This is a genomic window from Mesorhizobium sp. CU3 (genome assembly GCF_006442965.1).
GTDB lineage: Bacteria > Pseudomonadota > Alphaproteobacteria > Rhizobiales > Rhizobiaceae > Mesorhizobium.
The window spans coordinates 64,591-84,669 of the sequence record NZ_VFWX01000019.1; the positions used below are offsets into that span (position 1 = coordinate 64,591).

Annotated in this window: 18 protein-coding genes; 9 read left to right on the forward strand and 9 right to left on the reverse strand. The window is 64.3% G+C overall.

Going from position 1 to position 20,079, the window contains the following annotated elements; translation table 11 throughout:
• Nucleotides 1–26: 26 nt before the first annotated feature.
• The 9 genes from pbpC (at nucleotide 27) to FJ988_RS25045 (ending at nucleotide 10,204) form a co-directional block, all read left to right on the forward strand.
• Complete coding sequence (pbpC, locus tag FJ988_RS25005) at nucleotides 27–2,117, forward strand: penicillin-binding protein 1C (protein WP_246688655.1); 2,091 nt, start codon at nucleotides 27–29, stop codon at nucleotides 2,115–2,117.
• Between the two features lie 64 nt (nucleotides 2,118–2,181).
• Complete coding sequence (locus FJ988_RS25010; RefSeq protein ID WP_348644339.1) at nucleotides 2,182–2,889, forward strand: M15 family metallopeptidase; 708 nt, start codon at nucleotides 2,182–2,184, stop codon at nucleotides 2,887–2,889.
• A gap of 201 nt (nucleotides 2,890–3,090) precedes the next feature.
• Nucleotides 3,091–4,119 (forward strand): sulfate ABC transporter substrate-binding protein, encoded by a 1,029-nt coding sequence (locus FJ988_RS25015; protein ID WP_140821026.1) that lies wholly within the window; start codon nucleotides 3,091–3,093, stop codon nucleotides 4,117–4,119.
• 72 nt (nucleotides 4,120–4,191) lie between these two features.
• Nucleotides 4,192–5,043, forward strand: coding sequence for a sulfate ABC transporter permease subunit CysT (gene cysT / locus FJ988_RS25020; RefSeq protein WP_140821027.1), 852 nt, complete (start codon nucleotides 4,192–4,194; stop codon nucleotides 5,041–5,043).
• A complete protein-coding gene (gene cysW / locus FJ988_RS25025) occupies nucleotides 5,036–5,920 on the forward strand; it encodes a sulfate ABC transporter permease subunit CysW (protein ID WP_140821028.1) in 885 nt (294 codons plus the stop codon). The genes cysT and cysW overlap by 8 nt, the downstream gene beginning before the upstream one ends.
• Before the next feature lie 69 nt (nucleotides 5,921–5,989).
• Nucleotides 5,990–7,030, forward strand: a complete 1,041-nt coding sequence (locus FJ988_RS25030; protein ID WP_140821029.1) for a sulfate/molybdate ABC transporter ATP-binding protein — start codon at nucleotides 5,990–5,992, stop codon at nucleotides 7,028–7,030.
• Nucleotides 7,031–7,230: 200 nt separating this feature from the next.
• Nucleotides 7,231–8,217: a sulfate ABC transporter substrate-binding protein gene (locus tag FJ988_RS25035; protein ID WP_140821030.1), complete on the forward strand. Its 987-nt coding sequence runs from the start codon at nucleotides 7,231–7,233 to the stop codon at nucleotides 8,215–8,217.
• 247 nt (nucleotides 8,218–8,464) lie between these two features.
• A complete protein-coding gene (locus FJ988_RS25040; protein ID WP_140821031.1) occupies nucleotides 8,465–8,914 on the forward strand; it encodes an Rrf2 family transcriptional regulator in 450 nt (149 codons plus the stop codon).
• Nucleotides 8,915–9,058: 144 nt separating this feature from the next.
• Nucleotides 9,059–10,204, forward strand: coding sequence for a hypothetical protein (locus FJ988_RS25045; RefSeq protein ID WP_140821032.1), 1,146 nt, complete (start codon nucleotides 9,059–9,061; stop codon nucleotides 10,202–10,204).
• A 17-nt stretch (nucleotides 10,205–10,221) separates the two neighbouring features.
• Here FJ988_RS25045 and FJ988_RS25050 read toward each other — a convergent pair whose 3' ends face one another.
• From FJ988_RS25050 to FJ988_RS25090, 9 genes are all read right to left on the reverse strand, one after another.
• Nucleotides 10,222–10,767, reverse strand: a complete 546-nt coding sequence (locus FJ988_RS25050; protein ID WP_407067743.1) for a gluconokinase — start codon at nucleotides 10,765–10,767, stop codon at nucleotides 10,222–10,224.
• Between the two features lie 2 nt (nucleotides 10,768–10,769).
• The gene (locus FJ988_RS25055) at nucleotides 10,770–11,756 is read right to left on the reverse strand and encodes an ABC transporter permease (RefSeq protein ID WP_140821033.1); all 987 of its coding nucleotides are present in this window, start codon (nucleotides 11,754–11,756) and stop codon (nucleotides 10,770–10,772) included.
• Nucleotides 11,753–12,733, reverse strand: coding sequence for an ABC transporter permease (locus tag FJ988_RS25060; RefSeq protein WP_140821034.1), 981 nt, complete (start codon nucleotides 12,731–12,733; stop codon nucleotides 11,753–11,755). Before FJ988_RS25060 ends, FJ988_RS25055 begins: the two co-directional genes overlap by 4 nt.
• A complete protein-coding gene (locus FJ988_RS25065; protein WP_140821035.1) occupies nucleotides 12,730–14,274 on the reverse strand; it encodes a sugar ABC transporter ATP-binding protein in 1,545 nt (514 codons plus the stop codon). The genes FJ988_RS25060 and FJ988_RS25065 overlap by 4 nt, the downstream gene beginning before the upstream one ends.
• A 69-nt stretch (nucleotides 14,275–14,343) precedes the next feature.
• The gene (locus FJ988_RS25070; protein WP_140821036.1) at nucleotides 14,344–15,471 is read right to left on the reverse strand and encodes a sugar ABC transporter substrate-binding protein; all 1,128 of its coding nucleotides are present in this window, start codon (nucleotides 15,469–15,471) and stop codon (nucleotides 14,344–14,346) included.
• 297 nt (nucleotides 15,472–15,768) lie between these two features.
• The gene (locus tag FJ988_RS25075; RefSeq protein WP_140821037.1) at nucleotides 15,769–16,797 is read right to left on the reverse strand and encodes a LacI family DNA-binding transcriptional regulator; all 1,029 of its coding nucleotides are present in this window, start codon (nucleotides 16,795–16,797) and stop codon (nucleotides 15,769–15,771) included.
• 148 nt (nucleotides 16,798–16,945) lie between these two features.
• Nucleotides 16,946–18,118 (reverse strand): MFS transporter, encoded by a 1,173-nt coding sequence (locus FJ988_RS25080; RefSeq protein ID WP_140821038.1) that lies wholly within the window; start codon nucleotides 18,116–18,118, stop codon nucleotides 16,946–16,948.
• Between the two features lie 178 nt (nucleotides 18,119–18,296).
• On the reverse strand, nucleotides 18,297–19,073 hold the full coding sequence (locus tag FJ988_RS25085) for a FadR/GntR family transcriptional regulator (RefSeq protein WP_140821039.1): 777 nt from the start codon (nucleotides 19,071–19,073) through the stop codon (nucleotides 18,297–18,299).
• A 103-nt stretch (nucleotides 19,074–19,176) separates the two neighbouring features.
• Entirely contained in the window at nucleotides 19,177–20,073 is an 897-nt protein-coding gene (locus tag FJ988_RS25090) for an NAD(P)-dependent oxidoreductase (protein WP_140821040.1), read from the reverse strand.
• Nucleotides 20,074–20,079 lie beyond the last annotated feature (6 nt).

Genomic DNA, 20,079 nt, shown 5'->3' on the forward strand with positions numbered 1-20,079 from the left:
CCGGCAGGCGGATGAGGGGCAGCGCAATGCTCTCCAGAAAAATTCTCAGACGAACCGCGATCGCCGGCGCCTGCCTCGCCGGTTTCGTAGTCGCGTCCATCGCCGCGCTCTGGGAGCTCGATCGCGCCTTCCCGCCGCCGCTGCCGGCGACGCTGACCGTCTCGACCGAAGTCCAGGACCGCGACGGCCAGTTGTTGCGCGCCTTCGCCACGCCGGACGGCTACTGGCGGCTCGAGACGCGGCTCGACCAGGTCGACAGGCAGTTCGTCGACATGCTGGTCACCTATGAAGACAAGCGCTTCTGGGACCACCGCGGCGTCGACCTTCTGGCGCTCTGCCGCGCCGCCGGCCAGCTCGTCACTAGCGGCCACATCGTCTCCGGCGGCTCGACCTTGTCGATGCAGCTTGCCCGGCTGATCGAGCCGCGCGACAGCCGCAGCTTCGGCTCCAAGATCAAGCAGATGCTGCGCGCCATCCAGATCGAGCGGCGACTCTCCAAGCAGGAGATCCTCGAACGCTACCTGACGCTCGCCCCCTATGGCGGCAATCTCGAAGGCGTGCGCGCCGCCTCGCTCGCTTACTTCGGCAAGGAGCCGAAACGGCTGACCGTCTCGGAAGCCGCGCTCCTCGTCGCTCTGCCGCAATTGCCGGAAAAGCGCCGGCCCGACCGCAACCTCGACATAGCGCACGCCGCGCGCGACCGCGTGCTGACCCGTATGGTCTCGGCCGGTCTGCTCGGCGAGCGCGAGGCGCAGCGCGCCGCACTTGACGACGTCTCCGGCCTGCGCCGGAAGCTGCCGGCGCTGGCCGCGCACGCCTCCTATGCCATGCTGCCAAGGGCGGTGCCCGGCAAGCCGCTGCAGCTCACCATCCGCAAAAGCGTGCAGCAAGGGCTGGAGCAGGTCGCGCGAGACGCCGCCCGCAAGCTCGGTCCGAAACTCTCCATCGCCATGGTGATGGCCGATGCGCGCACCGGCGACATTCTTGGCGAAGTCGGCTCGGCCGATTTCTTCGACGCCAGCCGCTCCGGCTGGATCGACATGACCAAGGTCGTGCGCTCGCCGGGCTCGACGCTGAAGCCGTTCATCTATGGGCTGGCCTTCGAGCAGGGGCTGGTGGCGCAGGAGATGATCATCGAGGACAGCCCAGCCGATTTCGGCGGCTACCGTCCGAAAAATTTCGACATGGGCTATCAGGGCGACGTCTCGATCCGCCAGGCGCTGCAGCTGTCGCTCAACGTGCCGGCGATCCGGGTGCTCGACGCGGTCGGTCCTGCGCGGCTGACGGCGCGCTTCCGCCAAGCCGGCGTCAACCCGATTCTGCCGGTCAACGAGGCGCCGGGCCTGGCGATCGGGCTTGGCGGCGTCGGCGTCACGCTGCGCGACCTCGTACAGCTCTATACCGGGCTCGCCAATGGCGGGAAGATGCACTCGCTGCATGACGGCACCGAGCCGGCCGATGCCCAGCGCACCACCGCCACCATCCTCGACGACCAGGCGGCGTGGCAGATCAACGACATCCTCTCCGGCGTAAAGCCGCCGGAAGGCGCCATGCAGCGCGGCATCGCCTACAAGACCGGCACCTCCTACGGCTATCGCGACGCCTGGTCGGTGGGCTTCGACGGCCGCTACGTGCTGGGCGTCTGGGTCGGCCGGGCGGACGCGAGCCCCGTGCCCGGGCTGTCCGGCTATGTCTCTGCGGCGCCCATCCTGTTCGAAGGCTTCGTCCGCTCCGGCCTCGTCAGCGTGCCGCTGCCCAGCCGGCCGCCGGGCGTCTTCAACCCCAAGCGCGAGGAACTGCCGGTGACGCTCGCCCGCTTCGGCGCCGGCTCCGACGGACTGGTGCAGGCGACCGCCGTCGAGCCCGCGCCGACCATCATCTTCCCGCCGAATGGCGCCCGCGTCGATCTCGGCACCAACTCGGCCGACGCCACGCCGCTGGTGCTGAAGCTGCAAGGCGGCCGCGCGCCGTTCCGCTGGCTGGCCAATGGCAAGCCGCTCGCCGGCATCGACCGCCGCCGCACCGCCACCTGGCAGCCGGACGGCACCGGCTATTCGACGCTGACGGTGATCGACGCTGTGGGCCGCGCGGCCAGCGTGAAGGTTTTCGTTGAGTAAGATGCGGCAAGCGATTCAGCGGATTGCGTTTCTGCGCCTGATGCTCGGCGCGAGGCACCGACCTTTGTTTGGAGCATTCGTCGCAGCGCTAGCGATCGCAAGCCCGCTCCCAACCCATGCCGCTCCCCTCCCCGCAGGCTTCGTCAGGCTGGCCGATGTCGACTCGAGCATCCGCCAGGACATCCGCTATGCCGGCCTGGAAAACTTCCTGCACCGCAAGGCCGACGGCTATGACGCTCCGGTCTGCATCCTGACCGCGCAAGCGGCAAAGGCTCTGGCCCGCGTTCAGGACGCGATCACCGAGAAAGGGCTGACGCTAGTCGTCTTCGACTGCTATCGGCCGGCATGCGCCGTCGCCGACATGGGCAAATGGACGCGAGAAGGCGGCCCGCCCGATCCGCAATGGTATCCGAGCGTCAAGCGCGGCGACCTCATCGCCGAGGGCTATGTCGGCGAACTGTCCAGCCATTCGCGCGGCTCGACCGTCGACCTTGCCATCGCGACGTTGGAAGAGAGCAGCCAGCCGCGACCGGCCTGCGGCGCGTCGGATGGCGACACGCTCGATTTCGGCACCGGTTTCGACTGTTTCGACCCGAAGAGCCAGACCGCCAGCGCCTTGATCGGCGCCGAAGCCGCATCGAACCGCAAGCTGCTGCTTGCCGCGATGCAGGCAGCCGGCTTTCGCAACTATTCTCGCGAATGGTGGCATTTCACGCTGGCGAAAGAGCCTTTTCCAAAACAGCGCTTCGATTTTCCAGTCACCGCCAAGTGAGGCGCGGGGCTTGCCCTTCCCCTGGTCGCATCTAGTTAGCCCGGCTTACGGCGAGCCATGTGACCGCCGCTTGAGGAAGTTATTTCCTCGATTGGCCAAAGGTCGGCGAAAAATTGCTGCAAGGAGGTGAAAAAGGCAACAATCAATGCATCTAAATTCTATAAACTCGCTAGAGTTCGCAGCAGTTCAACGGAGGCGGGAATGACCATACCTCATTTCAAGAAACTGCTCGGCGCGCTGGTCGCCACATCTGTCCAGTTCGGCACCTTGGGTTTCGCCTTTGCCGACACCACCATTCTGAACGTGTCCTACGACCCGACACGGGAACTCTACAAGGCCTATGACGAGGCCTTCGTCGCGCACTGGAAGGCCGAGACAGGCGAGACCGTCACCATCCAGCAATCGCATGGCGGTTCCGGCGCACAGGCACGCGCCGTGATCGACGGCCTCGACGCCGATGTGGTGACGCTGGCGCTCGAAGGCGACATCAACGCAATCGTGTCGAAGTCGAAGAAGATCAATCCGGACTGGCGCACGAAATTCGAAAACAATTCAGCGCCTTACACCTCGACCATCGTCTTCCTGGTGCGCAAGGGAAACCCCAAGGGCATCAAGGACTGGGGCGATCTGGTGAAGGACGGCGTACAGGTGATCACGCCGAACCCGAAGACCTCCGGCGGCGCCCGCTGGAACTACCTGGCCGCCTGGGCCTACGCGAACGCGCAGGACGGCAATGACGAAGCCAAGACCAAGGAGTTCGTCGCCAAGCTCTACGCCAACGCGCCCGTGCTCGACAGCGGCGCGCGCGGCTCGACCGTCACCTTCGCGCAGAAGGGCCTGGGCGACGTGCTGATCGGCTGGGAAAACGACGCCTATCTGGCGCTCGACGAATTCGGTGCCGACAATTTCGACATCGTCTATCCGCCGACCTCGATCCTCGCCGAGCCGCCGGTCGCCGTCGTCGACGCAAATGTCGACGCCAAGGGCACGCGCAAGGTCGCCGAAGCCTATCTCTCCTGGCTCTATTCCAAGGAAGGCCAGACCATCATCGCCAAGAACCACTACCGTCCGGCCAAGCCCGACCTGGTTCCGCCAGAGGATCTCGCCAAGCTGCCGGCGATCAAGCTCGTCAGCATCGACGATCCGCAATTCGGCGGCTGGAAGAAAGCGCAGCCTTACCATTTCGGCGACGGTGGTATATTCGACCAGATCTACAAGCCCGCCAATTGATGCGCCAAGCCGCACAGGCAGCGTATCAGAGACGGCAATCTGGTTGAGTAAGAAGGGACGATCCAGAACAGCATGACCACAGCACCCGCCCAGGCGGGGTGGCGATTCAGGCAGCCGAGTGTCATTCCGGGTTTCGGATTGACGCTCGGCTTCTCGCTTGCCTACCTCACGCTCATCATCCTCATCCCGCTGTCCGGGTTGATCTGGCGCTCGGCAGCGCTCGGCTGGACCGATTTCTGGGCTTTGGCCACCGACCGGCGCACGCTCACGGCTCTCAAGATCAGCTTCGGCACGGCCTTCATCGCGGCCGCCGTCAATGTCGTCTTCGGCTCGCTCGTCGCGTGGGTTCTGGTCCGCTACCGCTTTCCCGGCCGCCGCGTCGTCGACGCCATGGTCGATTTGCCCTTCGCGCTGCCGACCGCCGTCGCCGGCATCGCGCTCACCACGCTTTATGCCCCCAAGGGCTGGCTGGGCCAACTTTTGATGCCGCTCGGCATCAAGGTCGCCTACACGCCACTCGGCATCGTGGTGGCGCTGGTCTTCATCGGCCTGCCCTTCGTCGTGCGCACTGTCCAGCCGATCATGGAGGAGATCGACAAGGAGGTCGAGGAAGCGGCAGCCACGCTCGGCGCCAGCCGCTTCCAGATCATCACCCGCGTGCTCCTGCCCGGCCTGGCGCCGGCCATCATCACCGGCTTCTCGCTCGCCTTCGCGCGCGGCGTCGGCGAATACGGCTCGGTCATCTTCATCGCCGGCAACCTGCCCTACAAATCCGAGATCGCGCCGCTTTTGATCGTCATCCGCCTCGAGGAATACAACTACCCGGCCGCCACCGCGATCGCGGCGATCATGCTGGGCCTGTCCTTCATCATGCTGCTGGTCATCAACCTTGTGCAGACATGGAGCCGCAAGCGCTATGGCTGACCCCGAGATCATATCCTATGAGCCGCAGCATGAGAGCCGTTCGGCCGCAGTAACGGAAAGCCGACCGGTCCGGATCACGCTGACGCTCCTGACGCTGGCTTTTCTCGTCATCTTCTTGCTGCTGCCGCTGATCATCGTCTTCAAGGAGGCTTTCGCCAAAGGCGTGGGCGCCTATTTCGCTTCGCTCGGCGATGCCGACACGCGCTCCGCCATCCGACTGACCCTGTTGGTGGCGGCGATCGCGGTGCCGCTCAACCTGATTTTCGGCCTTTCGGCCGCCTGGGCGATCGCCAAGTTCGAATTCAAGGGCAAGGCGTTCCTGACCACGCTGATCGACCTGCCCTTCTCGGTCTCGCCGGTCATCTCCGGCCTGGTTTATGTGCTGCTCTTCGGCGCACAGGGCCTGCTCGGCGAATGGCTGAAGGCGCATGGCATCCAGATCCTGTTCGCGGTGCCCGGCATCGTGCTCGCCACCGTCTTCGTCACCTTCCCCTTCGTTGCCCGCGAGCTGATCCCGCTGATGCAGGAACAGGGCAATGGCGATGAGGAGGCGGCGCTCTCGCTCGGCGCCAATGGCTGGCAGGCTTTCTGGTATGTGACGCTGCCCAACATCAAATGGGGGCTGCTCTACGGCGTGCTGCTGTGCAATGCGCGCGCCATGGGCGAGTTCGGCGCCGTGTCGGTGGTGTCCGGCCACATTCGCGGCCTCACCAACACCATGCCGCTGCATGTCGAGATACTCTACAACGAATACAATGCCGTCGGCGCCTTCGCCGTGGCTTCGTTGCTTGCCGGCCTCGCGCTGGTGACGCTGGTCTTGAAAACACTGCTCGAGATGCGCTACGGCGCCGAGATCGCCGCGACGCGCGGACACTAGATGCATGTCGCCCAAAAGTGCCTGGCGGTTTTGGGACAACGACATGCATCAACTGACTGAGGGATTTATATGGAAGTTCGCGTTGTCAACGTGCGCAAGGAGTTTGAGCGGTTTCCGGCGCTCCACGACGTGTCGCTCGACATCAAGTCCGGTGAACTCATCGCCTTGCTCGGCCCGTCCGGCTCGGGCAAGACGACGCTGTTGCGCCTGATCGCCGGCCTGGAGCGGCCTACCAAGGGAGCCATCTTCTTCGGCGAGGAGGACGCCTCGCAAAAGTCGATCCAGGAGCGCAATGTCGGCTTCGTTTTCCAGCATTACGCGCTCTTCCGCCATATGACGGTGGCCGACAATATCGGCTTCGGCCTCAAAGTCCGCCACGGCGCGGCGCGGCCGCCGGCGCACGAAATCCGCCGCCGCGCCTCGGAGCTGCTCGATCTCGTCCAGCTGTCGGGACTGGAAAAGCGCTATCCGGCGCAGCTCTCCGGCGGCCAGCGCCAGCGCGTCGCGCTTGCCCGCGCCATGGCGATCGAGCCCAAGGTGCTCCTGCTCGACGAGCCGTTCGGCGCGCTCGATGCGCAGGTGCGCCGCGAGCTGCGCCGCTGGCTGCGCGACATTCACGACCGCACCGGCCACACCACCGTCTTCGTCACCCACGACCAGGAAGAAGCGCTGGAACTCGCCGACCGCGTCGTGGTGATGAGCCAGGGCCGCATCGAGCAGGTCGGCTCGGCCGACGAGATCTACGACACGCCGAACTCGCCCTTCGTCTATTCCTTCATCGGCGAGTCGAGCTCGCTGCCGGTCAAGGTCGACAATGGCGAGGTCTGGATCGCCGACCGGCCGATCGGCCTCTCGGCGCCGCATGCGCCGCCCGGCGAAGCGGTTCTCTGTTTCCGCCCGCACGATGTCGACCTGCTCGACGGTTGCAGCGGCTGCATCGCCGGCACGGTCGCCGCCAGCCGCCGCGTCGCCGGCACGAGGCGCGTCGAACTCGAGGTCGGCGGCGAGCGCCAGCGCGTCGAGATCGAATTGCCGGTCGACCATCCCGCCGCACAGAAGAGCCGCGTCGCCTTCAGGCCGCGGCGCTGGAAGCTTTTTCCGGCAGGCTGACCCTTCCGGCTTCGACGGCCCACGCTTCCCGCCCAGGGAGGCGGTGAATCCGTTTGAAAGAAAATCCTACCAAACAGCTGTTTCGGCGAGAGATTTTCCAGCCGTCAGGCATCACATCGGCCGGCGTGTCTCGTGACGCTCACCCTATCCGGCTATGGTTGGAGCTATAGTCCATGGTCTGATTTTCTCTGGAGCGTTTCATGAAGCGTCTATTGCTCGGCATCGCAGCCTTTGCCGGCCTCGTCCTCGCGTCCTCCCAAGCCTGGTCGGCCGATAAGCTCTTGAATGCCTCCTACGACGTCGGCCGCGAGCTGTTCGTCGCCGTCAACAAGGCGTTCGTCGCCAAGCACCCCGGCGTCACCATCGACCAGTCGCATGCCGGCACCTCGGCGCAGGCGCGCGCGATTGCAGAGGGTCTTGCCGCCGACGTCGTCACTTTCAACCAGGTCACCGACGTCGACTTCCTGGTCAAGAAGGGCCTTGTCTCCGCCGACTGGCAGAAGGATTTTCCGGACAACGCCTCGCCCTTCTATTCGTTACCTTCGTTTCTTGTCCGCGCGGGCAACCCGAAGCACATCAAGGACTGGAACGACCTAGTGCGCGACGACGTGCAGGTGATCTTCCCCAACCCGAAAACCTCGGGCAATGCGCGCTACACCTATCTGGCCGCCACCGCCTACGCCAAGGAGGCCTTCAAGGGCGACGACGCCAAGGTGAAGGAGTTCATCACCAAGCTGTTCAACAACGTGCCGATCTTCGACACTGGCGGCCGCGCTGCCACCACCACCTTCGTGCAGCGCGAGATCGGCGACGTGCTGATCACCTTCGAATCCGAGACGCGCGGCATCCGCAAGGAATACGGCGACGACAAGTTCGAGCAGGTCACGCCTTCGGTCAGCCTGCTGGCCGAGTTCCCGGTGGCCATCGTCGACAAGGTCGTCGATCAGCACGGCAGCCGGGATCTGGCGAAGTCCTATCTCGATTTCCTCTATACGCCGGAGGGCCAGGATATCGCCGCCAACAACGGCCTGCGGGCTCGCGATGCGGCGGTGGCCGCGAAGTACAAGGCCGATTTCCCTGATGTCCGCCTGCTGACGGTCGAAGAGGTTTTTGGCGGATGGGACAAGGTGCAAAAGGAGCATTTCGCAGCCGGCGGGTTGCTCGACCAGGCCTATGGCAGCCGTTGAAGATCGCCCACAATCAGGAAGCGCAAGAAAGCCGGCTTTGCCGGCTTTCTTTCTTACCGGGCGAGACGGCTTTGTTGGGGAAAGCCCAGCCGCCAATGTGAAAAACGTTACGAAGAATCAACGCGTTTGTGCCTAAGCTGCCCGGCAAATTGTTGGGCCAGACGGCATTCGGCGGCCAAACTGTCATGATTTGCACACAAACAACCGCCAGATGCAGGCGCATTGGGGTTTACGAACTGACTCGGGCATGCTGACCAAAAAAGGCAAATACGGCCTCAAGGCCCTCGTGCATCTTTCCAGCCTGCCGGCTGGCCAGCTTGCATTCGTCAACGACATTGCGGTCGCCAACAACATCCCGAAGAAATTCCTGGATGCAATTCTCGGCGAATTGCGCAATGCCGGCTTCGTTCAGAGCCGCAAGGGCAAGGAAGGCGGCTACCGCCTGGCCAGGCCCGCCGCTGAGATCAAGATCGGCCATGTCGTGCGCGTGCTCGACGGACCGCTGGCGCCGATCCCTTGCGCCAGCCGCACGCAGTATCAGCGCTGCGAGGATTGCGACGAAGCGACCTGCCAGGTCCGCCACATGATGCTGGAAGTGCGCCAGGCGATCGCCGAGGTGCTCGACAATCGCAGCCTCGCCGCCATGCGCGATGCCGATAACGACGATTTCCCGGCCGAACTGACCTCGCAGATCTAAGCGCTCTGACAGAGATCCATCCGCCTTCGGTTGCTTGTCTGCTGACGACGCAGTAAAGCGGCAGAGCATGATCCCGAAAAAGTGGAAGCCGGTTTTCGGACAAGATCATGCTCCATTTAAAGAATGGAACGGGGGTTCTGACGAATGAGGCTGCCTTGGCTTGGCAATTCCCGCAGGGCCAAACGCAAGCCGACGTCCGCCGACATCTTTCGCACCGAGATCATTGCCGACGTGCCGGTGCCGGAACGCGGTGAAACCGTTCGCTTCTTCAGCCGCAGGCTTGTCCGACCCGGTAAATTGCGGAGCTTCGCCAACCGCGATCTGCGCGAGGTCCTGCTGGCCGCTTTCTATCTCGGCGCCGCCACCGTGCTGCCTGTCTCCTCGTGGGAGCCCGTATGCGGCTGGGTATCGGGGCTGAAGCGCAAGCGCCATTTCCGCAAGGACTATGGCCGCTACGATGCCGCCGTCAAAGCCGTGCTCGGCGATGCCGTCGACACCCGCGGCCTTTTTACGGAACAACTCGCCGCCATTCACCGCCGCCGCCTGACGCTTGCCGCGCATCTCGTTCACAGCCGTCGCTGGTCGCCGTCCATCCGGCTGGAAGGTCTCGAAGCGCTTGAGGAGGCCTTGCGTCGCGGCCGCGGCGCCATCGTCTGGTGCGATCAGTTCACGGCGCAGACCATCATGGGCAAGCAGGCGCTTCGACAGGCCGGCATCGACGCCCATCAGGTCAGTGCCGAGTTCCATGGCTTTTCGCAAAGCAAGTTCGGCCACAAGATGATCAACCCGCCGCTGATCAAGGTCGAGAACAGTTTTCTGAAGAGCCGGATCGTCTTCGAGCGCTCCGACGCCTATCAGGTCACCATCCGCATCCAGAAGGTTCTGAAAGATAACGGCGTGGTGCTGATGACCAACACCGTCTACGCCGGCTCCACCTTCGCCGAAGCCGCCATGGGCGAGCGCGGCTGGACCCACCTCGCCTCGGCACCGGCGAATTTCGCCGCGCGCGCCGGCGCCGCGCTGTTCCATATGGCGACACTGGAAACAGTCCCGTTCCGCGAATACCGGGCGGTCCTGCTCGAGCTCGGCGCGGGTCCAAAGGCGCCGGAACCGGCTAGCGGCGACAAAACGGCAAAGAACCTCGCCCTTCAGGCGGCCTATATCCTTTCGAAACGCGATCGCATGCTCGAAACGCTCAGGCTCTTCCCGGCGCAGATGATGGTCTGGTCCGGTGCTGCCCGGCTGACCGAGCGCCCGACGGAAGCCGCGATCGAAAATGAAATCGCCTAAGGCAGCGAGAACTTGCTTTAGTCTAGCAACGCTCTAAGGATCTCCGCGACTGGGCGCGTTCCGTCGATCGTCATCGCCCGCTCGTCAGCCGCTGGCTCTTCCAGTGTGGCGAACTGGCTGTCGACCAGGCTTGCCGGCATGAAATGGCCCTTGCGGCTGGCAACACGCCGCCAGGCGATCGTGCGATCGATCCTCAGATAGACGAAGACGACATCCGGACAGAAGCGACGCAGCCGGTCGCGATAGCTGCGCTTCAAGGCCGAGCAGGCCGCGACCGCTTTCTGGCCTGCCGCAACGGTGCCGGCAATGCTTTCGCCGATGGCGTCGAGCCAGCCGGCCCGCAGTTCGTCCGTCAGCGGCTCGCCACGCGCCATGCGCGCCACGTTTTCCGGCGGATGCAGCCTGTCGCCTTCGATGTAGGCTGCGTCAAGTGCCTTGGAGAGCGCCTCGCCGACGACCGTCTTGCCGGAACCGGCCACGCCCATGACGACGACGGCTGGCGCCGACCGGATGTCGTCTGTGCCAGCCTGCGGCGGCCGGGCTCCTGCCGCCTCGTCATCCACGGTCAGCGGCTCGCCGGCGCGCGGCCGTAGAGCAGGAGCATGGCGACGATGACGACGCCGTAGATGATCTGCCGCCCGGCCTCCGGCATCTGCATGACCGAGAGAATGGACTGCAACAGCGTGATCAGGATGACGCCCGCCACGGTGCCGAGATAAGAGCCGCGCCCGCCGAGGATCGACGTGCCGCCCAGCACCACCGCGGCAATCGAGGGCAACAGATAGGCATCGCCCATCGACTGCGCCGCCTTCGACGCATAGCCGGCCAGAAGCACGCCGCCGAAGGCCGACAGCCCGCCCGAGACGGCAAACGCGATCATCACGATGCGGCGGGTGTCGATGCCGGAAAGATAGGCCGCGCGTTCGCGGTTGCCGATGCCGTAGACGGCGCGCCCGAAACTGGTGCGGGTCAGCACGAAGACCATCGCGGCGCCGATCAGCGCCCAGATGATGACGCCATTGGGCACGCCCGGAATGGTCGAGCCGGTGGCGAGATAGCGCATCGCCGCCGTCGCCGAATCCTGCGGCGAGAACCCGCCCGTGTAGACCACCATCAGCCCTTGCGCGACGGCGTTGGTGGCAAGCGTGATGATCATCGAAGGGATGCGCAGATAGGCGACGCCGAAGCCGTTGACGATGCCGATCGCCACGCCGCACAGGATGCCGAACGGGATGGCAAGGACCACGCCCGCATGCCCGTAGGCGGCAGCCGCGCAGGCCATCATGGCGCCGGTCGCGACCGACCACGGCACGGACAGATCGATCTGGCCGAGCAGGATGACCAGCATCATGCCGGTGGCGATGACGCCGAGGAACGAGGCCACCTTAAGCTGCTGTAAGAGATATTCCGGCGACAGGAAGCTGCGCGAATAAAGGCTGCCGAGCAGAAGCAGGATGACGATGCAGGCAAAGGCCGTCGCCACCGCCGGATCCGCGCGGCGCAGGAATTTCGGCATCCGGCCGGCGATACCGCCCAACGTCGTCTCGCTCACAGGAACCACTCCAGCCGGTTGCGTACTCTAAACAGCGCGAAGGCGCCCAGACTGACCGCGATCAACAGGATGACGCCCTGGAACAGTGGCTGCCAGAGTGGATCGAAGTCGAAGACGAACAACAGGTCGCCGATGGTGCGGAAGGCGAGCGCGCCGAAGATCGCGCCGATCGCGCTGCCCTTGCCGCCGAACAGCGAGACGCCGCCGAGCACCACGGCTGCGATCGAAAACAGCGTGTAGGCATTGCCGCTGGCATAGGCTGCTTCGCCCGTATAGGTGAAGAAGGTCAGGAACAGTCCGCCGATCGATGCCAGCAGCCCGGCCAGCATATAGGCGAAGAACTTGCCGCGCCGGATCGGCACGCCGGACATGTAGGCAGCCGTCTCAGATGACCCCGCCGCATAGGCCGCGCGGCCGAAAACCGAGCGGCTGAACGGCACCCAGACGACCAGCACCACGACGAGCAGCGCGACCAGTGAGGTCGGGATCACGTCGAAGAGTTTTCCCGTCAGCGCATCGGCCAGGTCCTCGTTGACGGAGCCGCCCGGGAAAGGCCGCAGCAACAGGCCGATGCCATAGTAAACAGCTCCCGTGGCGATGGTGGCGACGATCGGCTGCAGGCGACCATAGATGACGATAGCGCCGTTGATCGCGCCACAGACGAGCCCGGCGAGCAGAACCGCGATGACGCCTAGCGTGGTCTCGAATGGCGTGCCGACCACCAGCCATGAGGCGAGGCAGTTGGTCAAAAGCAGGATCATGCCGACCGACAGGTCGATGCCGGCGGTGATCACCACCAGCGTCTGCGCCATCGCGACGAAGGCCAAAAGCACGCCCTTGTTGGCTGCCGTCTGCACCACATTGGCGGTGAAGCCGGCCGGATGGTTGGTGGTGTAGATGATGAACATGACGATGAAGATGCCGAGCGCGAGCAGCGTTCCGCGCTGCTCGGCCATCAGGTAGCGCCAATCCTTCATGCGCCCGCTCCTTGGCTCTGACCGGCGCCCTCGCCGTGGATGTTGAGCGCACTGGCGATCAGCGCGTGCTCGGTGATCTCGGCGCCGACGAGCTCCCGCTTGACGCTGCCGTCATAGAGCACCAGCACGCGGTCGCAGCAGCCGATCAGTTCGTCATAGTCGGTCGAATAGAACAGGATCGCGGCGCCTTGATCGGCCAGCTTGCGCATCAGCTGATAGATCTCCTGCTTGGTGCCGACATCGATGCCGCGCGTCGGATCGTTGAGCAGGATGATGCGCGGCTGCCGCATCAGCCATTTGGCGATCACGACTTTCTGCTGATTGCCGCCGGACAGCGCCCCGACGGGGATGTCGAGGCCAGCGGTCTTGATCGCCAGCAGCCCGACCATGTCGTCGATCAGCCGCTGCTCGGCGGCGCGGTCGATGATGCCGCCTTTCGACAGCCGGTCGAGTGCTGCGAAGGACAGGTTCTCGCGCACCGTCATCGGCAGCATCAGCCCCTCGGTCTTTCGATCCTCGGGGATCAGCGCCATGCCAACGCCGCTGTCGCTGGCGGCGCGAGGACTGGCGATGGAGACTGGCTTGCCGTCGATCAGCACCTCGCCACGCAGGCCGCGCAGCACGCCGAAAAAGGCAAGCAGCAATTCGCGCTGGCCCTGGCCGTCGAGGCCGCCGAGGCCGACGACTTCGCCGGCCCGGACACCGAGCGAGATGTTGTCCAGCCGGTCGGCCCAGGACAGGTTGCGCGCCTCGAGCACCGGCGTAGCGGCTTGAGCGGAGGCGGACTTCGGTGGAAAAATGTGCCTGTATTCGCGGCCGATCATCAGCTCGACCACCTCATTGTCGCTTTTGGTTCCAGCCTTGTAGCTCGCGACATTGCGGCCGTTGCGGAACACCGTGCAATGGTCGGCGAGTTCCGCGATCTCGTTCATGCGATGCGAGATGTAAAGCAGCGCAAGCCCTTCCGAACGCAGCCGTTTCAGCACCTCGAAGACCCTGGCGACATCGGCAGCCGTGAGCGCCGAAGTCGCTTCGTCGAGGATCAGGATGCGCGGCTTCCTGGCCAGCGCCTTGGCGATCTCCACCATCTGCCGGCGCGACAGCGGCAGGTCTTTCACCAGGGCGCGCGGATGGATATCGGAAGCGCCGGCGCGGGCAAGCGCTTCCTCGGCGATGCGCCGCTGCGCCTTGCGGTCGATCATGCCGAAGCGTTTCGGCGGATCGGAAATGACGATGTTGTCGGCAACGCTGAGCTCGGGGATGAGCGACAGCTCCTGGAAGATGCAGACGATGCCGGCCTGGTTGGCCGCGGCCGGCGATGCGAAGCTCACTTCGCTTCCGTCCAGCGTCATGGCGCCCTCGTCCGGCGCCACGACGCCGGCCATGATCTTGATCAGCGTCGACTTGCCGGCGCCGTTCTCGCCCAAAATGGCGTGGATGCTGCCGGCGGTGACCGTGAGGTCGGCCTTTTCCAGGGCCCTTACGCCGCCATAGCGCTTGGATATGCCTTCCATGCGGAAGAGCGGAGCCGCACCGTCCATCGATCCTCCAAGGTCTGCACGACGATGGCGCCGCGGGTGACCCGCGGCGCCAAACCTGCGATGGGAAGCTTACTGGTCAGCCTTGGTCTGACCCATGATTTCCTGGGCGCTGAAGTTGATGCCGCAGGTCGGGAAGGAGTTGCCGACGAAGAAATTGTCGGATTCCTTCGGGAAGTAATCCGTGCCTTCCTTCATGTCCGGATCCGAGGCGATCGCCAGAGGCAGCTTCACTTCCTGCGGCACGACCTCGCCCTCGAGTGCCGCGATCGCGGTCTTGATGGCAACCGCAACCTGCGCCGGGCCGGAGCCCGCGGAAGTGCACTTCAGCCCGTCGGCCGAATGCGCCGCGCAGAACTTGCGGAAGCCGTTCTCCGTCTCGCCGCCGAACGGCACGAAGGGATGCTTGGCATCGATCATCGCCTGCACGATGCCGGTGTCGCCGCCCTGGCCGGTGATGCCGTCGAACGGACCATTGGTGGCGATGGCGTCGGCGGTCACCTTCTGGGCCACGCCGTCATCCCATTTGCCGGCGACTTCGGTGACGTCCCACTTCTTGCCGGAAGCGTCGAAGACCTCATGGATGCCGTTGTGGCGGTCGGTATCGACGGAGGTGCCGGCGACGCCGCGCACTTCCAGGATCTTACCGCCATTGGGCACTTTCTCGACCAGCCACTTGGCCCACAATTCGCCAAGGCCCTTCTGGTCGACATTGACGTTGATGGCGTCCTTGGTGTCGAGGATGTTGTCGAAGGCGACCAGCACGATGCCGGCTTCCTTGGCGCGCTTGATGACCGGACCGAAGGCGGTCGGGTTCTGCGCGTCGGTGACGATGGCGTCATAGCCAGAATCGATGAAGTTGTTGATCGCCGATATCTGCGCCGGCACATCCTCGCCGGTCGACACGACCTTGAATTCCTTGATCTTGGCCTTCACGTCCGGCTGCGCCGCATAGGCCTTCGCCGTCTGCACCATCTGGATGCGCCAGGTGTTGGCGATATAGCCGTTGGAGAAGGCGATGCGGAACGGGCCTTCCTTCTTCGGGAATTTGAAGAATTTGGTGTCGGCCGACCATGGCGCGAAGCAATCCGGCTGCGCGGCCGGCCCGGACACGATCTCAGGCCCGGCAGCCATGGCGGCTGAGTTGAGCATGACGAATGCCGTGGCGGCGACGACGCCACCAACGAGTGACTTGATCATTGGTATTCCTCCCAGTTGCAGTTCTGCTGAATCATGAAGTCCTGACGCTGTCGGCCGGCACCCTCAAGCCAAACCGAAGCGCTCGCCGGGCGACCCACATCGCCCTGCCTTCTCCTCTTCCCTCGCCTTCCGGGACAGCCCAGAACGCTATCATATTATCCATAATAAACAAGCGTGAGCTGTTGCTTATGTATAATAAACAGCGCATGACTCTCGCCGGCCGCCGATTAAACAGACAAATGGTAGCGCTACCATGAAGGGCTGTAAAGCCACCTGCTTCGTCATTTTTCCGTGTTCTCAGCGGGCGGTGCTTTCCCGGCGTATCAGCTCGAAACCAAGGTCGACGGTCCGCTGCTCGGGCCGGTTTCCGGCAATCGCCGCCAATGCCATGGCGACGGCGCGCCTGCCGGTCTCATAACGGTGGGTACGGATGCTGGTGATGGACGGAAAGGCCGCCTGCATCATGTCGAGATCGTTGAAGCCGACGATGCCGATCGTCTTCGGCACATCGATCGCGGCGCGGTGGCATTCGAAGAGCACGCCGAGCGCAATGTCGTCATTGTTGCAGAAGACGCCATCAAGCGAGGGCATCTTGGCCAGCGCATCGCGAAGCAATTCGCGTCCGAGCGTCACGCTGGACAGCAAGGGCGTCGTGGTGACCAGCCGCGGGTCGAACAGCCCGGCCTTTTCCATCGCCGCGCGATAGCCGGCAAGACGCCGCTGCGAGCGCGGGTCCATGCGCGCGCCGATGAAGCCGATCTTGCGGTAACCGGCCTCGAGCAGATGTTCGGTCGCCGTCCTGCCGCCGTCGAGATGGGAAAAACCGACCAGCATGTCGACGGGATCGGGACCGGTCTCCATGACCTGCACCACCGGGCAACCGGCATTCTCCAGGAGTTTTCGCGACACCGGCGTCTGGTCGATGCCGGCGACGATCAGCGCCGCCGGCCGCTGCGAGCCGAACACCTGTAAGAGCCGCTCTTCCTCCAGTCCAGAATAATGGGTGTTGCCCATCTGGATACGGAACGGGCTGTCCGACAGGCTGTCATAGATGCCGCGCACCACTTCGGCGAAGACGTTGTTGGTCAGCGAAGGCACAAGCACGCCGAACACTTCGGCGCGCGCCGAGGCTAGCGCCCGCGCATTGGGGTCCGGCACATAGCCGAGTTCGTCGACCGCGGCCTGGATTTGCCGGCGAAGATCTTCCGAGACCCGCCCCGGTTCGCGCAGCGCGCGCGACACGGTGATGGCGCCGACGCCGGCTTTGCGCGCCACATCGGCAATGGTCGGGCGGCCGCCGCCGCGACGCGAGCGCGGCTTGGTCACAGCCCCGCCCCCGCGTCTCCAACACTTGGCAGCGAAACGAAAATCGGCATTCCAGTCATCGCCCAACCCAAGCTCGATTTGCTTGGGGTCGCGCATGCACCAGCCATTGTCAAGCAAGCCGGTGGGGGCGTCCGGTCGGCAAGGGGCGTCAGGCAACGGACGCGACGCTTCTGTTGGCCTTCCACATCAGCAGCGCGATCGCCGCGACATTGACGAGATTCCAGCCGATGCCGTTGAGGAAGGCGGCAGCATAGGAGCCGGTGAGATCGTAGATCCAGCCCGACATCCAGCCGCCGATCGCCATGCCGAAGATCGTCGCCATCAGCACGGTGCCGATGCGCTGCCCCGCCTCCTTGGCGGGCATGTATTCACGAATAATGATCGCATAACACGGCACGATGCCACCCTGCGACAGCCCGAACACCAGCGACACCACATAGAGCGAGGCCAAGCCGTTGAAAGGTATGTAGAAAAACAGCGACAGGCATTGCAGCGCCGAGCCGATCAGCAGCGTCTTCACGCCGCCGATACGGTCGGCGATGAAGCCCGAGCCAAGCCGGCTGACGACACCCGCCGCCATCATGATCGACAGCATGTCGGCGCCATGCGCCACGCCATAGCCGAGGTCCATGCAATAGGCGACGATGTGGACCTGCGGCATCGACATCGCCACGCAGCAGCCAAGGCCGGCGATGATCAGCAGGACCTGCAACGCGCCCGGCGACAGCGAAATAGGCTGAACCACCCTGGCGCCGGGCGAACCGGCTGCCGCTTGCCTTGGCGCCTTGCGTCGCAGCATCAGCACCAGCGGCACCATGGTCACCAGGCAGAAGATGCCGATGGCGGCATAGGTAATACGCCAGCCATGGCCCTGGATGAGATGGGGCATGAGCGTCGGCCATATCGCGCCGGCGAGATAGTTGCCGGACGCGGCGGCGGTCATGGCGACGCCGCGCCGCAGGTTGAACCAATGCGAGATGTCGGCAATCAGCGGCCCGAAGATCGCCGCCGTGCCGACGCCGATCAGAACGCCCTGGGCAAGGGTGAATTGCAAGATCGACTGCGACAGGGCCGCGAGCAGGAAGCCGGCGGCGAGCGCTACGGTGGAAACCAGCGCCGGGACCCAGTAGCCGAGGCGGTCGACGACGCGGCCGATCAGAACATTGCCGGCTGCAAAGCCGACCATCGTCGCGGTGAACGGCATCGATGCGGCCGCGCGGTCGATGCCGAATTCGGCCTGGACGGCGGGCAACACCACGACCACCGCCCAACTGCCGACACAGCCGATCGTGGCGAGCAGCACCGAAATGGCGAGCCTCATCCAGGCATATCCGCTGTCTATGCCCGGGCTGTTGGCCGGATTTGCTGTTACCGTCGTCAAGGCGTTTCCCGTCCCGCTGTCCGGCACAACTATCGGCGCATTTGCCGGGCGGAGCAGCGCCACGACGGGCAAATCCGTGGCTCCAGGACTTGAAGAGGCATCGCCGCCTGGGCAGACCTTAGCGTGACTGGATCACTTCGTCGGTATTCGCCAGCAGCTTTCGCACCGCGTTGCGCGCCGCATCCGGCCTTTGCAGGCGGATATTCCGTTCGATCGCCTCATGCAGCTTCTGGGCATGGTGGAGATCGTCCAGCTCGCGCGTCGTGTAGGCGAAGAGGTGGTCGAAGGCGGATTCGATCAGCACGCCGAGCGGTACCAGCAGATCGTTGCCGGAAGCCCTGAGGATAGCGAGGTGGAAGCGCGTGTCTGCCCGCGTCCGCTCCTGCAGATTGGTCGCCTCGCCCATCTCGCGGCAGGCCTGGCTGATCTCGGCCATCTGCTCGTCGCTGCGCCGCATAGCGGCGAAGGCGGTGGCTTCCGGCTCGATGATGTGGCGGAACTCCTGCACCGTCTTCAGGAACACCTCGCGGTCGGGCGAGGTCGCGTACCAGGCGAGCACGTCGCGGTCGAGCAGGTTCCAGCGCTCCTTCGGCTCGACCCAGCTGCCGATCTTCGGCCGCGATGCCAGAAGGCTCTTTGCCATCAGCATCTTGATCGCCTCGCGCACCGCCGAGCGGCTGACGTCGAAGGTTTCCGACCATTTGGCTTCATTGGGCAGGATGGTGCCCGGCGGATAGTCGCCGCGCACGATCCTGAGCCCGATTTCGCTGGCCAGGGACGTATGCACGCTGGCGCCCGGAATGCGCGGCGCGTCGGCCCGGCGGACCCCCACGGCGCGCTCGGCGGCTGCTGTCTTCGCCGGTTTTTTATCGTTGTTCGGCTTTGCGTCCCGCATGTGATCCACAAAATCCCGTTTTAGGGGCCTGTCAAGCACGGCAAGCCTGCTTTGCGTCAAGGCGCGAAGATGTGCACAGCTCAACCAGTATTTGTCGCTCTTCTCACGCGGTTTTGACATAGTTGCGCCAGCTATGCTCCGGGCGGAAGCCGAGCATGTCGCGCGCCTTGCGGTTCGACAGCAGCGTCTCATATTCGCCGAGCTCGGCCTTCACCGGCACGCCCGGATAGAAGCGCTGCAAAAGCTCCGCCGTCGGCAGGTCCGACGATGTGTCGTCATTGGCGGCATTGAACACCTGATAGCCCAGCCCGTCCTTCTCGATGGCCCGGAGCGTGATCTGACCGAGGTCGCGCGCATCGACATAGCTCCAGGCGATACGCTTGCGGAATCCGGGATCGGCGAACCATTTCGGGAACAGCGAATATTCATGCGGCTCGATGACGTTGCCGATGCGCAGCGCATAGATGTCGAACCCGCTGCGCAGCGCAAAGGCGCGGGCCGTCTTCTCGTTGACGATCTTCGACAGTGCATAGGAGTCCATCGGGTCGACGTCATAGTCCTCGTCGAGCGGAAAATGCGTCGGGTTGCGCGGTTCATTGGCGAAGACCAGGCCGTAGGTCGTCTCCGACGAGGCAATGATCACCTTGCGGATGCCGAGCTTCACCGCCGCCTCGATGACATTGTAAGTGCCCATCGCATTGATGCGGAATACCTCGTTGTCGGGCGTGATCATGATGCGCGGAATGGCGGCGAAATGCACCACCGCGTCGACCGGCTGCGCCCTCAGCGACGGATCGAACTCGTGCAGGCCGGCATAGCTCGACAGCGCGTTGAACACCTGGCCGCTGTCGGTGATGTCGGTGATCAGCGTGCGCACCTTGGGATTGTCGAGCGGCCTGGTGTCGATGTTGAGCACCTGGCAGCCATGTTCGACCAGATATTGCACGACATGGCGGCCGGCCTTGCCGCTGCCGCCGGTGAACATGATCCGCTTGGTCATTTGCAG

Bases quoted from the DNA above. Each gene is read 5' to 3' on its own strand.
- pbpC (WP_246688655.1), top strand. From the start codon at position 27: ATGCTCTCCAGAAAAATTCTCAGACGAACCGCGATCGCCGGCGCCTGC.
- FJ988_RS25090 (WP_140821040.1), bottom strand. From the start codon at position 20,073: ATGACCAAGCGGATCATGTTCACCGGCGGCAGCGGCAAGGCCGGCCGC.
- FJ988_RS25080 (WP_140821038.1), bottom strand. From the start codon at position 18,118: ATGAGGCTCGCCATTTCGGTGCTGCTCGCCACGATCGGCTGTGTCGGC.
- FJ988_RS25045 (WP_140821032.1), top strand. From the start codon at position 9,059: ATGAGGCTGCCTTGGCTTGGCAATTCCCGCAGGGCCAAACGCAAGCCG.
- cysW (WP_140821028.1), top strand. From the start codon at position 5,036: ATGGCTGACCCCGAGATCATATCCTATGAGCCGCAGCATGAGAGCCGT.
- FJ988_RS25060 (WP_140821034.1), bottom strand. From the start codon at position 12,733: ATGAAGGATTGGCGCTACCTGATGGCCGAGCAGCGCGGAACGCTGCTC.
- cysT (WP_140821027.1), top strand. From the start codon at position 4,192: ATGACCACAGCACCCGCCCAGGCGGGGTGGCGATTCAGGCAGCCGAGT.
- FJ988_RS25030 (WP_140821029.1), top strand. From the start codon at position 5,990: ATGGAAGTTCGCGTTGTCAACGTGCGCAAGGAGTTTGAGCGGTTTCCG.
- FJ988_RS25070 (WP_140821036.1), bottom strand. From the start codon at position 15,471: ATGATCAAGTCACTCGTTGGTGGCGTCGTCGCCGCCACGGCATTCGTC.
- FJ988_RS25085 (WP_140821039.1), bottom strand. From the start codon at position 19,073: ATGCGGGACGCAAAGCCGAACAACGATAAAAAACCGGCGAAGACAGCA.
- FJ988_RS25035 (WP_140821030.1), top strand. From the start codon at position 7,231: ATGAAGCGTCTATTGCTCGGCATCGCAGCCTTTGCCGGCCTCGTCCTC.
- FJ988_RS25040 (WP_140821031.1), top strand. From the start codon at position 8,465: ATGCTGACCAAAAAAGGCAAATACGGCCTCAAGGCCCTCGTGCATCTT.
- FJ988_RS25015 (WP_140821026.1), top strand. From the start codon at position 3,091: ATGACCATACCTCATTTCAAGAAACTGCTCGGCGCGCTGGTCGCCACA.
- FJ988_RS25065 (WP_140821035.1), bottom strand. From the start codon at position 14,274: ATGGACGGTGCGGCTCCGCTCTTCCGCATGGAAGGCATATCCAAGCGC.